The organism is Enterobacter sp. 50793107, from assembly GCF_001463365.1.
GTDB lineage: Bacteria > Pseudomonadota > Gammaproteobacteria > Enterobacterales > Enterobacteriaceae > Enterobacter > Enterobacter cloacae.
Map to the genome: position 1 here is coordinate 1 of NZ_LNII01000134.1, position 17,619 is coordinate 17,619.

The 17,619-nt window shown below is 53.2% G+C and carries 13 protein-coding genes and 1 pseudogene; 9 read left to right on the forward strand and 5 right to left on the reverse strand.

Features of this window, described 5'->3' with window-relative positions; translation table 11 throughout:
- Positions 1 to 126 precede the first annotated feature (126 nt).
- The 5 genes and pseudogenes from APU11_RS17470 to APU11_RS17490 form a co-directional block, all read left to right on the forward strand.
- Positions 127 to 1,227: pseudogene (locus APU11_RS17470) on the forward strand (ABC transporter permease); the annotation flags it as partial.
- 9 nt (positions 1,228 to 1,236) lie between these two features.
- Complete coding sequence (locus tag APU11_RS17475; RefSeq protein WP_013095709.1) at positions 1,237 to 2,025, forward strand: outer membrane lipoprotein-sorting protein; 789 nt, start codon at positions 1,237 to 1,239, stop codon at positions 2,023 to 2,025.
- Positions 2,022 to 3,410: a hypothetical protein gene (locus tag APU11_RS17480; RefSeq protein ID WP_058651591.1), complete on the forward strand. Its 1,389-nt coding sequence runs from the start codon at positions 2,022 to 2,024 to the stop codon at positions 3,408 to 3,410. The genes APU11_RS17475 and APU11_RS17480 overlap by 4 nt, the downstream gene beginning before the upstream one ends.
- A 10-nt stretch (positions 3,411 to 3,420) precedes the next feature.
- Positions 3,421 to 4,353, forward strand: a complete 933-nt coding sequence (locus tag APU11_RS17485; protein WP_058651592.1) for an ACP S-malonyltransferase — start codon at positions 3,421 to 3,423, stop codon at positions 4,351 to 4,353.
- Positions 4,354 to 4,363: 10 nt separating this feature from the next.
- Positions 4,364 to 5,365 (forward strand): hypothetical protein, encoded by a 1,002-nt coding sequence (locus APU11_RS17490; RefSeq protein ID WP_058651593.1) that lies wholly within the window; start codon positions 4,364 to 4,366, stop codon positions 5,363 to 5,365.
- A 73-nt stretch (positions 5,366 to 5,438) separates the two neighbouring features.
- On the opposite strand, the gene APU11_RS17495 is transcribed toward APU11_RS17490, so the two are convergent.
- The 5 genes from APU11_RS17495 to APU11_RS17515 all read right to left on the reverse strand — a co-directional run bounded on the left by APU11_RS17495 (position 5,439) and on the right by APU11_RS17515 (position 12,475).
- Positions 5,439 to 7,160, reverse strand: a complete 1,722-nt coding sequence (locus tag APU11_RS17495) for a TolC family protein (protein ID WP_060578681.1) — start codon at positions 7,158 to 7,160, stop codon at positions 5,439 to 5,441.
- Between the two features lie 4 nt (positions 7,161 to 7,164).
- Positions 7,165 to 8,517 (reverse strand): HlyD family type I secretion periplasmic adaptor subunit, encoded by a 1,353-nt coding sequence (locus tag APU11_RS17500; protein WP_013095714.1) that lies wholly within the window; start codon positions 8,515 to 8,517, stop codon positions 7,165 to 7,167.
- Positions 8,514 to 10,763 (reverse strand): type I secretion system permease/ATPase, encoded by a 2,250-nt coding sequence (locus tag APU11_RS17505; RefSeq protein WP_058651595.1) that lies wholly within the window; start codon positions 10,761 to 10,763, stop codon positions 8,514 to 8,516. The genes APU11_RS17500 and APU11_RS17505 overlap by 4 nt, the downstream gene beginning before the upstream one ends.
- Before the next feature lie 258 nt (positions 10,764 to 11,021).
- The gene (locus APU11_RS17510) at positions 11,022 to 11,657 is read right to left on the reverse strand and encodes a hypothetical protein (protein WP_044158869.1); all 636 of its coding nucleotides are present in this window, start codon (positions 11,655 to 11,657) and stop codon (positions 11,022 to 11,024) included.
- Between the two features lie 155 nt (positions 11,658 to 11,812).
- Positions 11,813 to 12,475 (reverse strand): hypothetical protein, encoded by a 663-nt coding sequence (locus tag APU11_RS17515; protein ID WP_072200454.1) that lies wholly within the window; start codon positions 12,473 to 12,475, stop codon positions 11,813 to 11,815.
- A gap of 811 nt (positions 12,476 to 13,286) precedes the next feature.
- Between APU11_RS17515 and APU11_RS17520 the strand changes: the two genes are divergently transcribed.
- The 4 genes from APU11_RS17520 to APU11_RS17535 are packed head-to-tail and all read left to right on the forward strand — an operon-like array spanning position 13,287 to position 17,612.
- On the forward strand, positions 13,287 to 14,006 hold the full coding sequence (locus tag APU11_RS17520; protein WP_013095718.1) for an FCD domain-containing protein: 720 nt from the start codon (positions 13,287 to 13,289) through the stop codon (positions 14,004 to 14,006).
- The gene (locus tag APU11_RS17525; protein WP_058651596.1) at positions 14,003 to 15,016 is read left to right on the forward strand and encodes an ABC transporter ATP-binding protein; all 1,014 of its coding nucleotides are present in this window, start codon (positions 14,003 to 14,005) and stop codon (positions 15,014 to 15,016) included. Before APU11_RS17520 ends, APU11_RS17525 begins: the two co-directional genes overlap by 4 nt.
- Positions 15,013 to 16,095 carry an oligopeptide/dipeptide ABC transporter ATP-binding protein gene (locus tag APU11_RS17530; protein ID WP_044158868.1) on the forward strand — a complete coding sequence of 361 codons (1,083 nt, stop codon included), beginning with the start codon at positions 15,013 to 15,015 and terminating at the stop codon, positions 16,093 to 16,095. The genes APU11_RS17525 and APU11_RS17530 overlap by 4 nt, the downstream gene beginning before the upstream one ends.
- A 2-nt stretch (positions 16,096 to 16,097) precedes the next feature.
- Complete coding sequence (locus tag APU11_RS17535; RefSeq protein WP_029882427.1) at positions 16,098 to 17,612, forward strand: ABC transporter substrate-binding protein; 1,515 nt, start codon at positions 16,098 to 16,100, stop codon at positions 17,610 to 17,612.
- Positions 17,613 to 17,619 lie beyond the last annotated feature (7 nt).

A 17,619-nucleotide genomic window follows, 5' to 3' on the forward strand; every position in this document is an offset into this window, starting at 1 on the left:
GCTTTATTGTAGGTGGGCCAGTTGGTGATTTTGAACTTTTGCTTTGCCACGGAACGGTCTGCGTTGTCGGGAAGATACGTGATCTGATCCTTCAACTCAGCAAAAGTTCGATTTATTCAACAAAGCCTTTTGAAAGAGCAAACGATTCGAACCAATATTGGTCACGTGCAAATTTATAATGAAAATTATTTCCAGACGTCGAATAAAAATAAAAGCCTGATTGCCGATTATGCATCCCTGAAAAAGGCGATTCTCAACGATCCGGATCTTGCACCGCATATTTCGACGCTGTCCGGTCAGCTGGAATTTACCGGGGTGATTTCGCAATATGAAAGCGAAACGTCCAGCTATTTTTCCGCACTGGGTGTGGAGCCGCTGCCTGCGTTAAAGCTGGGATCGTTTGATAAATTAATTTCCGGCAGCGATCTCTCCCGGGTGCGTACCGACGAAATCACGCTGGGCAGTGGGCTGGCGAAAACGCTCAATGCCCACTACGACGACTGGCTGGATGTGCTGGTGGTGAATACCGAGGGCGGGCAGGGCGCGTTATCGATGAAGCTTCGCGGCATCTTTGAGTCCGGTATTAAGGATTACGATGATGTGGCGATGAAAATCCCGCTTGATACCGCACAGCGCATCATGGGAACCAACAGCGTCAGTAAAGTATTAATCCTGCTGAAGGACGACGATACCGCCGTCTTTAGCGCCAAACTGCGCCAGTTTATTGCGAAGCATCATTTACCGCTGCTGGTCAAAGACTGGAAAGAGACCTCGATCTTTTATCAGCAAGTCGAAGGCTTATTATCCGGGATCTATTTCTTCATTAAGCTCATCGTCGGATTGATCGTGATCTTTATGATCGGCAATTCGATGACCATGAATATTATCGAACGTACCCGGGAAATAACCACCCTCAGGGCGATTGGCCTGAAACCCCTGCACGTCACCAGGCTGTTTTTACTGGAAGGGATTTTCATTGGTCTTATCGGCGCCCTTGGCAGTCTGGCGACAGGTTATGCCATTGCCTCTGCCATCAATCTTTACGGTATTGCGATGCCGCCGTCACCGGGGCAATCGCTGGGCTATACGGCCTTTATTAAAACCGACAGCGTAGCACTGACCTGGATAACCCTGGTATTACCGATCCTGGCCGCAACCGGCGCCTCTGTGCTGCCTGCATTACGTGCTTCACGGCTGAATATTTCAGATGCTTTTAAATTTTCGTAAGGAAGCGATATGAAACGCGTTGTCATCACAAAACTGCTCTTTTGTCTGTGCCTGTTTTCCTCGGCGGTATTATCAGCGCCGGTGGATAACAAAGCATCAGAGATTATTCGTCGTGCCGATGAGGTTCGTTCCCCGAATAAACCTTTTCGCTATACCCTGACCATTCATGAATATAAGTCGGGCGCATCTCAGCCTGACAATAAGCAGGTGCTGGATATTTCCATGCGCTTTATGAAACCCGAAGGGGGAATGAAAGCCGATGCCCGTTCGCTGGCGCGTTTTATTTATCCCCCGCGGGACAAAGGCAAAGTGCTGCTCTCTGACTGGTACGATCTTTGGTTCTACACGCCAGAACTGCGTCGACCGGTTCCCGTTTCGCGCCAGCAGCGCCTGATTGGACAAATTTCCAATGGCGACGTCATTGTCACCAATTTTGAGTATGCCTACCACGCCACGCTGCTGGGCGAGGAAGCATGCGGCGATACGCAGTGCTATAAGCTGGAGTTGGTGCGCAAAACGGATGACGTCACGTGGCCAAAAGTCATCTATTACGTCGAAAAAGAGGGGGAGAACCGTCCTTTTAAAGCGTCGTATTACTCTCTGGATAATAAATTGATGAAAGAAGTGCTGTACCAGGATTTTCAGATGGTATTAGGGAAGATGCGTCCGATGAAAATTATTGTGAAGGAGGCCCGTCACGGCAACAGCTACTCGGTGATGGAGTACAGCGATGTTCGCCTGGAATCCTTGCCTGAATCCCACTTTACTCGCGAGTCTATTCAGCGAGGTGCCAATTGAAACGCACATTACTGGGGTTAACCCTGGCACTCTCCGCTCTGCCGGTGAGCACACTGGCGGACTGCCTGTCCGGTTCCGACTTTGCAAAAAACAGCACTGTCACGCTGTATGAGCAGGTGTCGCTGGTCAAAAAACAAATTTCAGACTGGCGAATTAACGGCCGAAATCCGTATACCAGACACAATATCTACAATGACGCGGGCGTGAATCTCACCAGCAAGTGCGCGATCGTTGATAATGCGCTGGATCTGGATTTGTCTCTCTACGGGCTCACCTGGTACTCACCGCGCAAGGTGGGGGCATTTGAAGAGGACGACAGCCGCTCTCAGCTGCTGATTGAGCGTCTGAGACTGGTTTACGCCGTTTCAGACAGCGTGCAGCTTGAAGTGGGAAAACTTCAGGCGAAGCAGGGTCTCTTTTTCCTGCGCTCACCTTCCGATCTGACTCCGCATTACTACGCCGGGTTCAAACCGACGCGGCTTTACGATCCCGCGCTTCGCACTGCGTATCAGTCCTCGTCCTGGGCCGCGACGCTGTCAATGGACAACCGGGATGAGTCGCTCTCGCTGACCGTGATTCCGAAGCTGGCGACGATCGATAAATACTATCTGACCTCCAGCAACTGGTCCGCGAACCAGCGTGGCAACAGCAGCGAGGCCTGGCTTCTGAGCTATACCTCACATGCCTTCCGTCAACATACGCCGGGGATGCGCATTCTGCTGGGAGACTCGCAGTCGGTTGCCGTCTCTGACAGCTATCACTACACCCCACAGCTGACCCTGAATGCCGAGATGGCCTGGCACCGGGAGCAGCGCTGGCGTCATCTCTCTGAGGAGAAAAGTGCAGAAGTCCAGAACTATGCATTTCCTTCATCGCTGTATGAGACCGAGGACAAAAATGGCGTAGAGCTGTCGGTGGGCGGGCAATATACCACTGATACCTTTAACGTTTTCGGCCTGGAATATTATTACCAGAGCGAAGGCTACTCCCGCACGGAATGGCGCAAGCAGCGCGAGCTGATGACCTTTTTGAATACGCCGACAGGTTATGCGCCGCTCGATAGGGCGTTTGATTCCTATAAGTACCTGATGGCGTCTGAAATCAGCAATACGGGCAACAAAGGCATGTTGCAGGGGAGACACTATCTCAACGCCTGGTCCAGCGTGCAGCTCACGCATCAGATCGCCGTGCAGCCTTATTTTATCGTCAATCTGATGGATAAAAGCACCCTGTCGGGGCTCCACATCAGCGCACCGCTGACCTTTATTGATGACCAGCTGGAAGCGTATACCGGCGTCTATTCAGCACTGGGTAGCGCAAATTCTGAGTTTGCTTTCTTCGGCGATGTTGCCGGTGGCTATGCTGGCTTTAAGTATTACTTATAAGGAAATGACTATGACGCTTGATAATCCATCGCAGCCTGTGGTGCTGCTGTTTTCCGGCCAGGGAAACCCGGTGATTGGTATGGGCAGCGATCTGTGGGATCTCAATGCAACGACGAAACAGATCTGGGATTGTGCCAGCGATGTGTCGGGTCTCGATCTGCGCCGACTCTGCCTTAAGGGGCCGATGAACAGGCTGATCCAGACCACGGTACAACAGCTGGCCGTTACGGCGATCAACGTATCGCTTTATAGCCTCTGCCGCGAGCGCTTCCCGGCGCTGCGCGTCGTGGGTGCCTGCGGCCATAGCGTTGGCGAATACAGTGCCCTGTACGCGGCAGGCGCGATCTCGCTGGAGACCCTGTTCCGTACGCTGCATTTTCGTGCCAGCTCCATGGATGCGGTGAGTAAAAAGCAGAAAGGCGCGATGCTGGCGCTGAAGGGGGTCGATTTTGCCACGCTGAGTGACATCATCACCCGTTCCGGGATCGCGCTGGATATCAGCTGCGACAACACCCCGCGTCAGCAGGTGATTGGCGGGACCCCGTCTGCGCTGAGTGATTTTGCCAAAGTGCTGGCGGACGAAGGCTATGAGCCGATCAAGCTCGGCGTCAGCGGGGCCTGGCATACCCGTTTAATGGCTGAGGGCGTGCAGCTGATGCGTGACTTCCTGGCGGGACAGCCTTTCACCTCGCCAGCCTATGACGTGCTGATGAATGTGACCGCCAGAGTCGAAACGGTGCCGGACAATATCAAAGAGAACCTCTCCCTGCATCTGACGCAGACGGTGAAATGGGCCGATTCCATGGCCAGATTCATCCATCATCCAGACCAGCCGCTGTTCCTGGAGATGAGCAACAAACCCTATCTGGGACAGATGCTAAATGATTTTTCCGGTTTTTCTGCCGGGCGTGTCCTGCACTGCAGAAAAGTGTTAGGGATGTAATGGCCGAGCTATGATTCCAGATTATTTAACCTTCATCCGTTATCAGGATAAAAGGAACGTGCTTTTTATCTATATCGTGACGTTTATCCTGCTGGGCTTTTACTGGAAAAATGCCGGTTTCTCTTTTTCCCGGCAGGATGCCTGGGTCGCGAGCGGTATTTTCGCGCTGATCGGGTATAGCTTCATTGCCGACCTTAAGGCCTTCTGGGCCTATAAATGCGTCGTCAAGAATGTTGATTTGTCGGTATTTGTCGGCAAAGAGAGCCCGAAAACGAATTCGGTCATCTTCGAACCGTTTATCGTGCTGGCCGTCTCGATCCTGATTTTCGCGGGCATCACGGGGCTCTTCCTTGCGCTGACCACGCCAGGCATCACGCTGCTGATCATGGTTTTCGTGGCGCCGCTGATTATCTGGGGGATCTTTGCCGCACTGCGCCATGTCTATATTCAGCAGGTCGTTGCCTCAGCCAGAGACAAGGCAAAATACACGCAGCTTTCACAGTATGTCGCCGTTGCTCTCGTGATGAGTGTGGTGATGAATCTCCTGACCATCAGCCCCTTACGCAACAGTGCGCAGTTTGATCTCTATGGGCGCTACTTCACCTTAACCGCCATCATTACCATGGTGGTGCTCTGCGTGGTGGTGCTGGCAATCAATCTGCTGTTCTTGCGCTTTACCCGACGCTATGTGTTTCTGGGCCATCTGTTCCTTAACGAGATTGATCTCTATTTCTCTCCGTCACTCCCGTGGAGGACGCTGTCTGAGAAACCATTATGGCTGCGGCTGGTGATGCTGGTGGGCGTGGAATGTGTCTGGTCGGCTGTTATCGGCGTGCTGCTTACGCTTTCGGGATGGCAGGTCTGGTTTGAGGTCTATTTCCTGCTTTGCTATCTGCCATGTCTGGTGTACTACACGCTGCATACCTGGTGGAAATGGCATACCGATTTTATGATGTCGAGCGATATGTATCTGCGTTGGGCGGAGATCAGCAGAGAGGACACCCCCTGGTAGTCGCCTTCTGAAAGAGATAAAAAAGCCAGACCCTCATCACTGACGGTCTGGCTTTTTATTACGTCTGTTTCGCTTAGCTCATTTTCATCCATGACAGCAGCATGGAGGGGCTGGCAATGACGTTAATGTTGGAAATATAGCCGTCGTAGCGGTTGTTAATGGCAGAAAGCTGATTATTAAAATGATCGTTTTCTGCCGTCAGCACGTCGAGCAAGGTGCGTTTGCCAAGGTGATACCACTGTTCGTAGAACATACGACGCACCCGATCCGTTTCACTTGTCAGGCGATCGTAATCATCGGCGCGCAGGAAAGAGGAGTCACGTACCTGAATCTGATAGTTAATCTGATACTCCAGATCTTTGTAACTCACTTCATATTGCTGCTGCGCCATATTGGCTTTCGCCCGTGCCGACATCTCAGCGGCACGCTGAGAGCCACCGCTAAACGCCTCCCACTCGACGTTTAAGCCCGTATACCAACCCGCTTCGTTGCCGTTGCTGTCTTTGGCGGTGCTTTTGGAGATGACCCAGTTCACCTGCGGCAGGGCCGACGATTTAATGCTTTCAGCCTCATACTCCGCCGCCCGGACTTTGGACTGCAGGTTCAGCATCATCGGGTTTTTATCCAGCCCAGAAAGCGCCACCGACGCCGGGATGACCGTGTCGTGCCAGCTTATGCCTTCCGGTAATTCTGGCTCGATCCCCAGCAGACGCACCAGTTTAATTTTGCTGGCACTCAGCTGATGCTCAATGTTGTCGAGACTTGCCTGGGCCGACATCAGTTTTGCTTTTGCCTGCACCAGTTCACTCTCTCTGCCGCGGTCTGCCTGGGTAATTTGCGACAGCATGGTGACCAGCTCTTTCATGCGGCCAACATACTGTTTCGCCACAACCTTACTGTGCTGGTAACGCCCCATGTTCATCAGCTCGGACACGGTGTTGTAGGCCAGCTGTTCGCGGGAATACTCTTTTGAATAACGGGCTGCTTTTGCCGTTTCCAGAGAGTTGTCCACCTGGTTACTGATCCTTCCCCAGTCAATAATCGGCGTATTAACGGAGACCGTGCCGCTTGAGTCGCTGATATGGCTATTGTTGGATGACGACTGGCGATCGCCGCCCACGGTCGACAGCGGCGAGGTTACACCCAGACGTACCTGGGGCATGCGCTGGCCTTTTACCTGATCGACCATGTAGTCAGACGCCATCACCTCTGCTGAGGCGGCCCGCAGTTCCGGGCTATACGCCAGCGCTCTGGCCACCATGCTGCGCAGAAAAACAAGCGAATCCTGACTGCCGGCACGGTAGCCCTGCGACATGCCGCTGATGGCTTGACGCGCACCGCCGTCACGACGCACCCCGGCGTACGCCGGGTCCGGTTTGTAATACTCGGTGACGGGCGGGAAGAAGTCTGCGTTTTTCTTCAGCGCAGCCCGGCTTTCCGCCGGTTTTGACGGGGCGGGGGCAAACTCCCTGGCTGTCGGTGCAGAGGCGTAACGTTCTGGGCGCGCAGTGGCTTGCGTTGGCATCGCCTTTTGCGTACTGACGTATTGCGACTGGGTACGCATGGCAGGCAGCGAACGCGGCGATGCCGCACTGTGCGACACCGTCCGCTGCACAGGCTGCACTTCGCGGTTGAGCTGTGACTGTGTGCGCATCGGCGGCAATGACGCCAGGCTGCTTTTAGCCTGAGCAATGTCAGCCGCGTGCAGCGGAATGACAAAAGAAGAGCAGGGCAAGCAGAGTGCAACTGCGGTTGCTACCCTTGCCCAACGACGCTCTTTACGTGCCTTAACCATATAATTATCTCTCCCTGAAGGCTTCGCGCGCTTTCAGTATCGGTTTGAGGATGTAAGACAAAATGGTCTTCTCCCCCGTTCTGATTTCTACGTTTGCCACCATTCCCGGCATGATCGGGAACGACTTGTCTTTTACCTGTAACGCGGCACGGTCGGTGCGGACGAACACCCGGTAATAGGTAGAATCTCCACGCCCCTGACGGGCTTTCTCTTCATCGATCAGGGTGTCTGAACTGAGGTGTTCAACGACACCGTTTAATCCGCCATAAATGGCATAGTCGTAGGCGGTAATTTTTACCGTGGCGGGCAGGCCCGGATGGATAAAGGCCACATCAGAGGGTTTGATTTTGGCTTCAACCAGCAGGTTATCTTCAAGCGGAATGAGGGTCATGATCTCCGCCCCCTGCTGAATGACGCCGCCACGGGTTGTCACCCGGATGTTGTTGACGGTGCCGCGCACGGGCGCCACCACCGTGGTACGGTTCATTACGTCCTGGCGTCCGCGCAGAATTTCTTCCGCCTGCGCCAGCTCAGATTCCAGACGGTTCAGTTCGCTGTTGGCATCAGAGCGGAAGCGGTTGGTACGCTCGGTGATCTGCAGGCTGAATTCGTTCGCCTGGCGCTTGAGGCGCAGGATTTCGACATCCGACATTAACCCTCTGCGCGCCAGCGGCTCCGACAGACTGACCTCGTTTTGCGCCAGCGTCAGGCTCCGTTTTAAGGCCTCTACGCTTTCATTCAGGGTTTTCAGGCGGGCGTTATAGGCCTGGGTCTCATCACGCACGATTGACTCAATCCCGGCGATATCCGGCGGGAAGGTCAGTGGCGTGTCGTAGGCTTCCGCCCTGAGACGGGCAATGCTGCCTTTCAGCCCCTGCACTTTGGACAACGATTCGCCATAGCTGGCCCCGGCGCGAGTCGGGTCAATCTTCAGCAGAATCTGGCCTTTCTCGACGATGTCGCCTTCCTGCACGTTTAGCTCTTCGAGAATGCCGCCTTCCAGGCTCTGAATGAGCTGCTCGCGGCTGGCGGGGATCACTTTCCCGTCGCCACGGGTAATCTCCTCAACCCGGGCGAAATGCGCCCAGACCAGCGCTACCACCACAACCAGGGTGATGGTGTAGAGCATGATCATGCTGAAAGGGGTCTTCTGTGCGATCAGCGCGCCCTGCAGGTCGTGCATGAATTTCAGATCGTCGGCTTTCACTTTCCCCGTTGGCTGTGCAGGGTGTAATGCCAGCCCGGTGCCCGCTCTCTGCGTAGCGTTCACGTTTTCCAGTGCCGTTGAGGGTACGCCTGCATCCGTTTCGGCCTCTCCCTTTGAGGCGTTATGATTCACTTCGTCCTCGTTCATCATTCATTCACACCTTGTTTCTGTTGCTTCTCTTCGACTGAATGCATTGCTTGCTTTTTCTTCATGACATTCTCATTCAGGCTGGCCATCACCTGATCTTTGGGACCGTCTTTCACTACGTGTCCGTCTTCCATGACGATCAGACGCTCTACCAGGCTCAGTACGGACATGCGGTGGGTCACAATGACCAGCGTTTGTCCTTGCGTCGCTTCTTTGAGCCGACGAAGGAACAGGGTTTCCGTCATCGCATCCATTGAGCTGGTGGGTTCATCCATCAGCAAAATCTTTGGTCGCAGCAACAGGCAGCGGGCGAGGGCGACGAGCTGTTTTTGTCCACCGGAAAGGCAATTGCCCATTTCGCCGATAGGCATGTCAAAACCCAGTGGATGTCTGGCCGCCACGTGATCAAGCCCGGTCAGGCGAACCACCCGCAGAAACTCTTCCGTGCTCACGCCCGGGTTACCAATGACGATGTTATGGCGCAGGGTGCCGTAAAACAGGCGGCAGTCCTGCCCGACGTAACCCACCGCAGCGCGCCAGTCGGCGGGATCAACCTGTGTCGCATCCACACCATCAATGAAAAGCTGTCCGCTGCTCTGCTGGTACAGGCGCGCCATCACGCGCAGCAGGGTCGACTTACCGCTGCCAATTTTGCCCAGCACGGCCACCTGCTCCCCGGCCTCGATGTTGATATTGATGTTGTCCAGAATGCGTGGCGCGACCATCATTCCCGGTACCGGATAGGTGAATCCCACCTTTTTCAGACGCAGGCTGCCGGTGAAATTGGGCGTCGGCAGATAATTGATCAGCGCATCGCGCTCGGTCGGTGTTTCCATCAGCTGGTTAAGGGATTTCAGCGCGGTTTTAGCGTGCTGATAACGCAGCGCCAGACCGACCACAGAGGCCAGAGGCGCGAGCGAACGGCTGGAGAGGATCACCACCCCAATCATGGCCCCCATGGTCAGCTCTCCGGCGTGGATTAAATAGACGCCGAGCACCACGATGCAGACGGTGGTGATTTGCTGCACAAAAGAGACAAAGTTGGTGGTCAGCATGGAGAGATAGCGGGTTTTCATCGAGGACGCCGCAGCCAGTGCGCTGAAATCATTCCAGCGCTTTTGCATCACCCCTTCGCCCTGAGCGGCTTTTAAGGCCTCAAGCCCTTCGATGCTCTCGATCAGCAGACCCTGCTTAAGTGAAATTTCCCGGACGTTTTCTTCCATGTAGCGACCCAGTGGCCACTGGATAATGACGCTGACAATCAAAATCAGTGGCATGGCGACCAGCGGTACAACGGCCAGTGGGCCGCCAATCATGTAAATGATGAACATGAACAGCAGACAGAACGGCAAATCGGACAGCGTGGCGAGGGTCGCAGAGGTGATAAAGTCGCGGACGGCCTCAAAATCGCGTAACTGGTTCGCAAAGGTTCCGGAGGATTGCGGCTTGTATTCCATGCGCATCGACATCACCTGGCGAAACAGCTTCGCCCCGAGGATCAGATCTGCTTTTTTACCGGCGATGTCGATCAAATAGGCGCGGATTTGTCGGCTGGCAAATTCAAAAATAATGGCAATCACCACGCCAATCGCCAGCGACCACAGGGTGACGTACGCCTGGGTGGGGATCACGCGGTCATAGACGTTCATGGTGAAGAAGGTACCGGCCAGCGTAAGAATGTTCGCCAGCAGCGCCGCCAGTGCCGCGCTGTAGAAGTAATGCCGGTAGCGCCACAGCGTCGAATAGAGCCAGTGACCTTCATCCTTGGCTTTCGGTAACAGCTGGTCTTCAGCACGCGCGTCCAGCGTGGGTTTTGGCGTCGTCACAAGGGCATAACCGCCATAAGCCTCGTGTAAATCCGCCTCTGCAACGAGGAGCGTTCCGTCGTTTTCAGGTACCACAATCTGATACGTATGTTGCCCGCGCTTTCCCTTGCGTGCGGTAAGAATGCAGTATGTCCCGTCTTTGCGTGCAATAAGCAAAGGGAACAGCCAGGAGGAAAGCGAATTCAGATCGCGCTTAACCCAACCGGCGGATATGCCCATCTGCTCAAGCATACGTAATGCCATTTCAGGCTCCAGCTTGTCGCTTTTTGGCAGGCCTGCATACAGCACCTCTTTGCTGGCATACTTAGAATGATGCCCACAAAGCCATTCAACGCCCCACAGAAGAGAATCTTTTTCAGGGGCTTCAATATCTTCAAGAGTATGCTCTGAATTAATTTTTACCGTGGAGAGATGCGTATTCATTTTGAATTCAGACCTGTAGTTGCGTTCCTCACTTAGAATTAAAAAGTAAAGAATATGTTATTTAAAAACGACCAGGGGCATCCGTAAATACAACGGGTGACGCGGGTGGATTATGTAAAAATACAAGCACTGGTAATATCGTAGTGTAGGGTTTTATCCCTCTCACACACAATAAAGAAAAGTAACTGTTCCTTTAGGAATATTCTACGTCATATTTGCTATGCTGATGTTTTAACATCTCTTTCTTACGTGGACGTATTAGCTCGCCAGCCTTGAAATGGGAACGCCCAGCTTTGTTTCAATTCTTATTTTCATGGCGTAAATGTTTTTGACATTCGTGGCATTTTTCATGGCAATCTTTTTAGGCAGTTGGCCTTTATACAGTTCAGAAAAGAGTGCATATTCATTTGCGCTAAGTTTGGCTCTTTTTTCTGAAGGTCGTATTATTTTTCCCATAAAGGACTGACTGATCTTCATTTTGATATCCTCGGCCAGGTCATCATGAAAAATAACCGTACTGATGATCGTGTCTGCCGTATCGTTGTAGAACCAGTAGTGGGCAATGGCCGCCATTTTTTTGTCGGTGATCAGAATCAGGCGCGAGTTTCTGAACTGAGATAACCAATTGTTTGATAAGAAATAATTTATATTTTTGTAATTAAAGTCTATCACGACAATGGGTTGTGAAATTATTTTTGAATTAATATCAGCAAAGTATTGTAAAATGCCTTCTATCAGAAATGAGTTATTTTCTGGCCAAATATAAAACTCGGCTCCCGAACATTCATCGCACTTTGTGCTGCGAATGGAGGCATAGGCGCATTTATGCATACATCCGTAACAACGCATAGTGTAGTTGTCATTCTCATTTTGTTTAATAGTAATAATGTTCATGTGATCAAACGCTACGCGTCCATATAATATATGTAAAATATTATGTAATATATCAACAATCAGATAAATTATGCATTACGGAAAAACACGAGTGACAGTCAGAATACGCTCTGTTTGTCCAGGAATTTTCGACAGAGCGTATTGTCAGTTTTACACTAACTTGCAAGCCGTGTGATGGACACGCCCAGCTTGCGTTCAATTCGGTTCTTCATGGCGTAGGTGTTTTTAACACTGGTGCCGTTCCGGTAGGCGATTTTCTTTGGCGACCATCCGTTAAAGAGGAATGAAAACAGGCTGTATTCATTCTGACTCAGTTTGGGTCTGTTACCTGTCGGTTTAATCGTTTTTGCCAGGAACGTTTTTTTCAGTTTCGTCGAGACTTCTTCTGCGCTATCGTCATAAAAGATAATTGAACTGATAGTGGTTTCTAACGTGTCGTTGTAAAACCAGTAGTGCGCAATTGCCGTCATCTTTTTATCAGTGACAAGAATCAGTCTCATGTTTTTGAACTGATCTAACCAGTTTTCAGATAAAAAATAATTGATGTTTTTATGACTGAAGTCGATGATGACAACCGGCTGCGAAATATATTTATCATTTACCTCGCCAAAGTGATGGCGAATGCCTTCAACCAAAAAGGTGTTATTATCAGGCCAGATATAATATTCAAGCGCGTGGCAATCACGGTTTTGGCCATCTTCAGACGTATTAAAACGGCATTGCTTTTCGCAACCATAACAACGCATGTCAGGGGTATGACAAACGGGTTGTCCACCCGTATGAGATACATAGCCAGGATTGTTAGTTGCACAGTACATATTATACCTCACACGCGATGTTTTCTTACGTTAATGATATTAAGCCGGAGTCTGACAAACGCCGTCGTTCTTTAGGAATAATCATATGCTGGACCAGGCAATAATCTTAATTAAATAGTCTGAACTGACTATTATGAATGCGATTTAAGAACTAATTTTATATAAAACAATGTATTATAAAAGTTCTTAAATGAGAGTGAGATTCATTTGATTTTATCTAAAATGCTGTAATTGTTGTTTTTTGGTTAATTTCTGGCAGAGTCGTTTACTTTCTGAAATACCGGGTGAAAGATACGGTTTAATAAGCCGAAAAAGCACGGTCTTTATTAACTAAAGTAAGCGGCGTGGAGCAATAAAATACGCATTTAAATATAGCCGCAGAAAATAGTTGTCCTGTTTATAAAGCGTATTATTTACCTGTTTCTTGTGACTCGTCGTCCGTTATATCAGTGCCCGGCGTTACCAACCGGCGGCATCTTTGCCTGTTTTATCGGTTACATAATCTTTAGTTAACAAAGAATATACATAAGCAGTGCATTTATTTAACACTTGATCGTTTTTGGTGCAGTTGTCGCACTGTTTTTGTGCAGCGAGCGGGATGGCTAATGTGCTGGCGCAACGTTTGACGTGCCAATTCGTTTTTGATGTTCTGCTTATAAATTAACAGGTTATTACCCTTTATACTGCGAAATTTTGAACCAATATAAAATTGGTTCGTTTATTGCTTAATCATTAGCACGATAAGTAGCGCCTCATATCAATAACTTATCGTTAATAACAATAAAGTCATGATGAAAGCGAGCGAACCAATATGGAAAAACCGTCACGGTTTCTGGCAAATTCCAGCACCGCGCTTGAACAATTGCGCGGTCTTATTCACCAGCACGAGTCAACACCAGGCCTTCCGCTGCCCACGGAACGTGAGCTGTCGGAAACTCTCGGCGTAGGACGACGTGAAGTACGTCGTGCGCTGGATGTGCTGGAAGAAGAGGGGCGGATCTGGCGTAAGCAGGGCAAAGGCACTTTTATTGGTCCTGCTGCGCCTGTGGAACCGCTGGCCCTTCAGGGATTGGTTCAGCAAACCAACCTTCTGGAAGTGATGGAAGCTCGTCTACAGCTCGAACCCGGCTTAGCCCGGCTTGCGGCACTGCGTGCCACCAGGGAAAACCTCGCGCTCATGCAGCGCATGCTGGAACGCATCGATAAGGTCAGCCCGGACGACCGCGATCTGAATGAACTGTGGGACAGCGCCTTTCACCGCGCCATTGCGGAGGCCGCAGGCAATCGCCTGATGCTCGGTCTTTTTGATGCCATTGATGCCGTCAGGCGTGAGCCAGGCTGGCAGCATTTGCGTGAGCTTGCCCGAACCCCCGAACGGGTCGATGTCTACAACGACCATCATCATAAAATCATGTCCGCGATTATCCATCGCCAGCCCAACGAAGCAGCGGCCGCCATGCGCGAACATCTGCTTAGCCTGCAAAACGCCCTGATACAGGCGATCCACCTTGAGGACGACATCACGCTATGACGACGATTCCGTTTAAGGAAGCCACTCCGGTACTGCGCCTGCAAAACCTCAATGTTAAGTTCGCCGGATCGCCGGTGAGCGTGCTTGACGGTATCTCGCTGACGGTCAAAGCGGGTGAAACGCTGGCGCTGGTGGGGGAGTCCGGCTGCGGGAAAAGTATCACCTCCTTAGCGCTGATGGGGCTATTGCCCGCCAGCGCGCAGATTGTCAGCGGCGATATGCAGTTTCGTCGCCACGATCTGCGAAAGCTTTCCCCGCGGGAATATGCCGATCTCCGCGGTAACGAGCTGGCGATGATTTTCCAGGAGCCGATGACGTCGCTCAACCCCGCCTTTACCCTTGGGGACCAGCTCAGCGAAGCGGTTATGCGCCATCAGAACGTTTCGCGTGCGCAGGCGATGAATACCGCGCTGCAAATCCTGGAGAAGGTGCAGATCCCGGCAGCAGAGATGCGCCTGAAAGCGTATCCGCACCAGCTTTCCGGCGGCATGCGCCAGCGCGTGATGATTGCGATGGCGCTGATTAACCATCCGCGTTTGTTGATTGCCGACGAGCCGACCACCGCACTGGACGTCACCATTCAGGCGCAAATCCTCGCGCTGCTCAACACCTTAAAAGAGGAGACCGGTACGGCGGTGCTGATGATCACCCATGATTTAGGCGTGGTGGCGGAAGTGGCGCAGCAGGTGGCGGTGATGTATGCCGGGCAGGTGGTGGAGCAGGGGAGCGTCGAGGCCATCTTTGCCGATCCGCAGCACCCGTACACCATTGGTCTGATGGGCTCTATTCCGTCCGCGGGCGCGCGTAAAGGGCCGCTCGCCACCATTCCCGGCGCGGTTCCCCTGGCGGAATCCATGCCGAAAGGCTGCCGCTTTGCGACCCGCTGCCCCTTCGCGCAAACGCGCTGCCATAACGAAAAACCGTCGCTCGCGGCGCAGGGGGCTGACCATCTGGTCGCCTGCTTCCGCGTGCCGCTGGAACAACACATTGCGCTGGGAGAGATCGCATGACCACGCCCATTCTTGAAGCCCGTGACCTGAGCAAGCGCTTCCCCGGCCCGAAGAAGCTTTTTACTCCAGCCCGCTTTGTGACGGCGGTGGATCGCGTCTCCCTCTCCGTGATGCCCGGCGAAACGCTGGCGATTGTCGGGGAGTCCGGGTCCGGCAAATCCACGCTCGGCCGTCTGCTGCTGCGTTTGCTGGCCGCCAGCGAAGGACGCGTGTTTTATCAGGGGGAAGAGATCACACACGCCTCAGGAGCTCGTCTCAACCAGTTGCGCCGGGAATTACAGATTATTTTTCAGGATCCTTTTGCGTCGCTAAACCCGCGCATGACGGTTGAGCAGATTGTGGGTGAGCCGCTGTGGCTGCATCAGGAGATGAAAAAAGCCGATCGTCACTATCGCGTTGCGGAACTGCTTAAAACCGTGGGTCTGCCTGCCGCCTGGGCGGCGCGTTTTCCGCACGAGTTTTCAGGTGGGCAACGCCAGCGCATTGGTATTGCGCGTGCGCTGGCCTCCGGGCCAAAACTGCTGCTGGGTGACGAGCCCGTCTCGGCGCTGGATGTTTCCGTGCAGGCGCAGGTGATCAATCTGCTGGAAAGCCTGAAGCATCAGCTGGGGCTAACGATGGTGATTGTTGCCCACGGCCTGGCGGTCATCCGCCATATGAGCGACCGCGTGGCAGTGATGTATCTCGGGCAGATCGTTGAGCTTGCCAGCGTCGACGAGATCTTTGACGCGCCTCTCCATCCTTACACCCAGGCGCTCATCGCCTCTGCACCGCAGATGCAGCCGGGCGCCCGACGCGCAGCCCCGTTGCTGCAAGGGGATTTACCGAACCCGGCCGATCCCCCGTCCGGGTGCCGATTCCATACCCGTTGTCCGTATGCCACGGATGAATGTCGCCTTGCCGAGCCCATTAACCAGGTGCTGGAAGGCGGACGCCAGATTGCCTGCCACCGCTGGCAGGAGATTAACCGCGATCGCAGTGTTATCCAGATAGCACCGCCGTCTACCGCCTTTCTGCGCCGCCGCGCGCTGTTTGAACACGCGGCCTCTCACTCCTCCCTTCCTTCAAGGAACTCATGATAATGACAATGCGTAATTCTCTTTTGACCGTACTGGGAAGTGTTATGTTGCTCGGCGCGGCGCTGCCCGCCCAGGCTGAAAGCGTGCTGCGAGTAGGGCTGGGTGCAGACCCGGATATGCTCGATCCGCATCTGGCGCGCACCTATTATGGCCGTTTCGTTTTTGCCTCCCTGTGCGACAGGCTGGTGGATGTGGACGAAAACCTGAAAGTGGTGCCGGGTCTGGCGAAAGAGTGGACCTGGAGCGAGGATGGCAAAACCCTGACCTTCAATTTGCGTGAAGGCGTCACCTTCCATGATGGCGAAAAATTCGATGCGGCAGCGGCAAAATACAACCTCGACCGGGCGCTGACCTTAAAAGGCTCTCTGCGTAAAAGTGAAATATCGTCCGTGGAGTCCGTTGAGGTCACCGGCCCGATGCAGATCGCCCTGCACCTGAAAACCCCCGATGCTGCCCTGTTAATGCAGCTCACCGACCGCGCCGGGGCGATGATGGCCCCCGAAGCGGCGAAAAAGCCGGACTTTGCCGCCCATCCCGTCTGCTCCGGTCCTTATAAATTCGACAGCCGCGTCTCCCAGGACCGCATTGTTCTGACTCGTTTCGACAACTACTGGAATAAAGACGCTTACCACTTCGACAAGATCATCTATCTGCCGATCCCGGATGCCTCCGTGCGTCTGGCGAACCTGCGCGCGGGCGATCTCGATCTGACCGAAGGCATTGCTGCCAGCGACGTTAAAACCGTCGAAGCCGACAGCAAGCTGTCGCTGGCGAAGGTGACGGGGCTCGGGTATCAGGGCATCACCTTCAATATCAATAATGGCAAGGTGCCAGCGAACGATCCGTTCAAGGACGCCCGCGTGCGTGAAGCGTTCTCTCAGGCCATTGACCGCGATGCGCTCAATCAGGTGGTCTTTGAGGGGCTGTATACGCCTGCCAACCAGCCGTTTTCGACGGTAAGCCCGTATCACGTCAACCTGCCGGTGCCCCCGCGTGACGTCGACAAGGCGAAAGCGCTGCTTAAAGCCGCAGGCGTCGCGACGCCGCTGAACGTGAATCTGCTGGTGCCGAACAACCCAACCTCGCAGCAGGTCGGCCAGGTATTGCAGGCGATGGTGGCTGAAGCGGGCTTTACCCTGAATCTGCAGATGACCGAGTTCGCCACGCTGCTCGATCGCCAGCAGAGCGGTGATTACCAGCTGAGCTTCTCCGGCTGGTCAGGACGCCCGGACCCGGATGGCAGCATCTACGGTTTTATCCACAGCAAAGGGACGCTTAACGACGGCCGTTACAGCAATGCGCAGGTCGATGAGTGGCTGACCCAGGCGCGTCTCAGCAACGATAAAGCCGTTCGCCAGCCGCTGTACGACAAGGTAGTGAAGCAGCTGCAAACCGACATGCCTGTTGCCTACCTCTACTTTGAGCCGCGTATTTTCGGCCTGAACAAAAGCGTGCAGGGCTTTAAGCCATACCCGGACGGCATCGTGCGTCTGGCCGGTGTGACGCTGGCGAAATAACCGTCCC

Excerpts from the sequence above, each read along its gene's own strand:
- APU11_RS17510 (WP_044158869.1), bottom strand. The coding sequence starts at position 11,657 with ATGAACATTATTACTATTAAACAAAATGAGAATGACAACTACACTATG.
- APU11_RS17515 (WP_072200454.1), bottom strand. The coding sequence starts at position 12,475 with ATGTACTGTGCAACTAACAATCCTGGCTATGTATCTCATACGGGTGGA.
- APU11_RS17500 (WP_013095714.1), bottom strand. The coding sequence starts at position 8,517 with ATGATGAACGAGGACGAAGTGAATCATAACGCCTCAAAGGGAGAGGCC.
- APU11_RS17530 (WP_044158868.1), top strand. The coding sequence starts at position 15,013 with ATGACCACGCCCATTCTTGAAGCCCGTGACCTGAGCAAGCGCTTCCCC.
- APU11_RS17520 (WP_013095718.1), top strand. The coding sequence starts at position 13,287 with ATGGAAAAACCGTCACGGTTTCTGGCAAATTCCAGCACCGCGCTTGAA.
- APU11_RS17475 (WP_013095709.1), top strand. The coding sequence starts at position 1,237 with ATGAAACGCGTTGTCATCACAAAACTGCTCTTTTGTCTGTGCCTGTTT.
- APU11_RS17490 (WP_058651593.1), top strand. The coding sequence starts at position 4,364 with ATGATTCCAGATTATTTAACCTTCATCCGTTATCAGGATAAAAGGAAC.
- APU11_RS17535 (WP_029882427.1), top strand. The coding sequence starts at position 16,098 with ATGACAATGCGTAATTCTCTTTTGACCGTACTGGGAAGTGTTATGTTG.
- APU11_RS17505 (WP_058651595.1), bottom strand. The coding sequence starts at position 10,763 with ATGAATACGCATCTCTCCACGGTAAAAATTAATTCAGAGCATACTCTT.
- APU11_RS17495 (WP_060578681.1), bottom strand. The coding sequence starts at position 7,160 with ATGGTTAAGGCACGTAAAGAGCGTCGTTGGGCAAGGGTAGCAACCGCA.
- APU11_RS17485 (WP_058651592.1), top strand. The coding sequence starts at position 3,421 with ATGACGCTTGATAATCCATCGCAGCCTGTGGTGCTGCTGTTTTCCGGC.
- APU11_RS17525 (WP_058651596.1), top strand. The coding sequence starts at position 14,003 with ATGACGACGATTCCGTTTAAGGAAGCCACTCCGGTACTGCGCCTGCAA.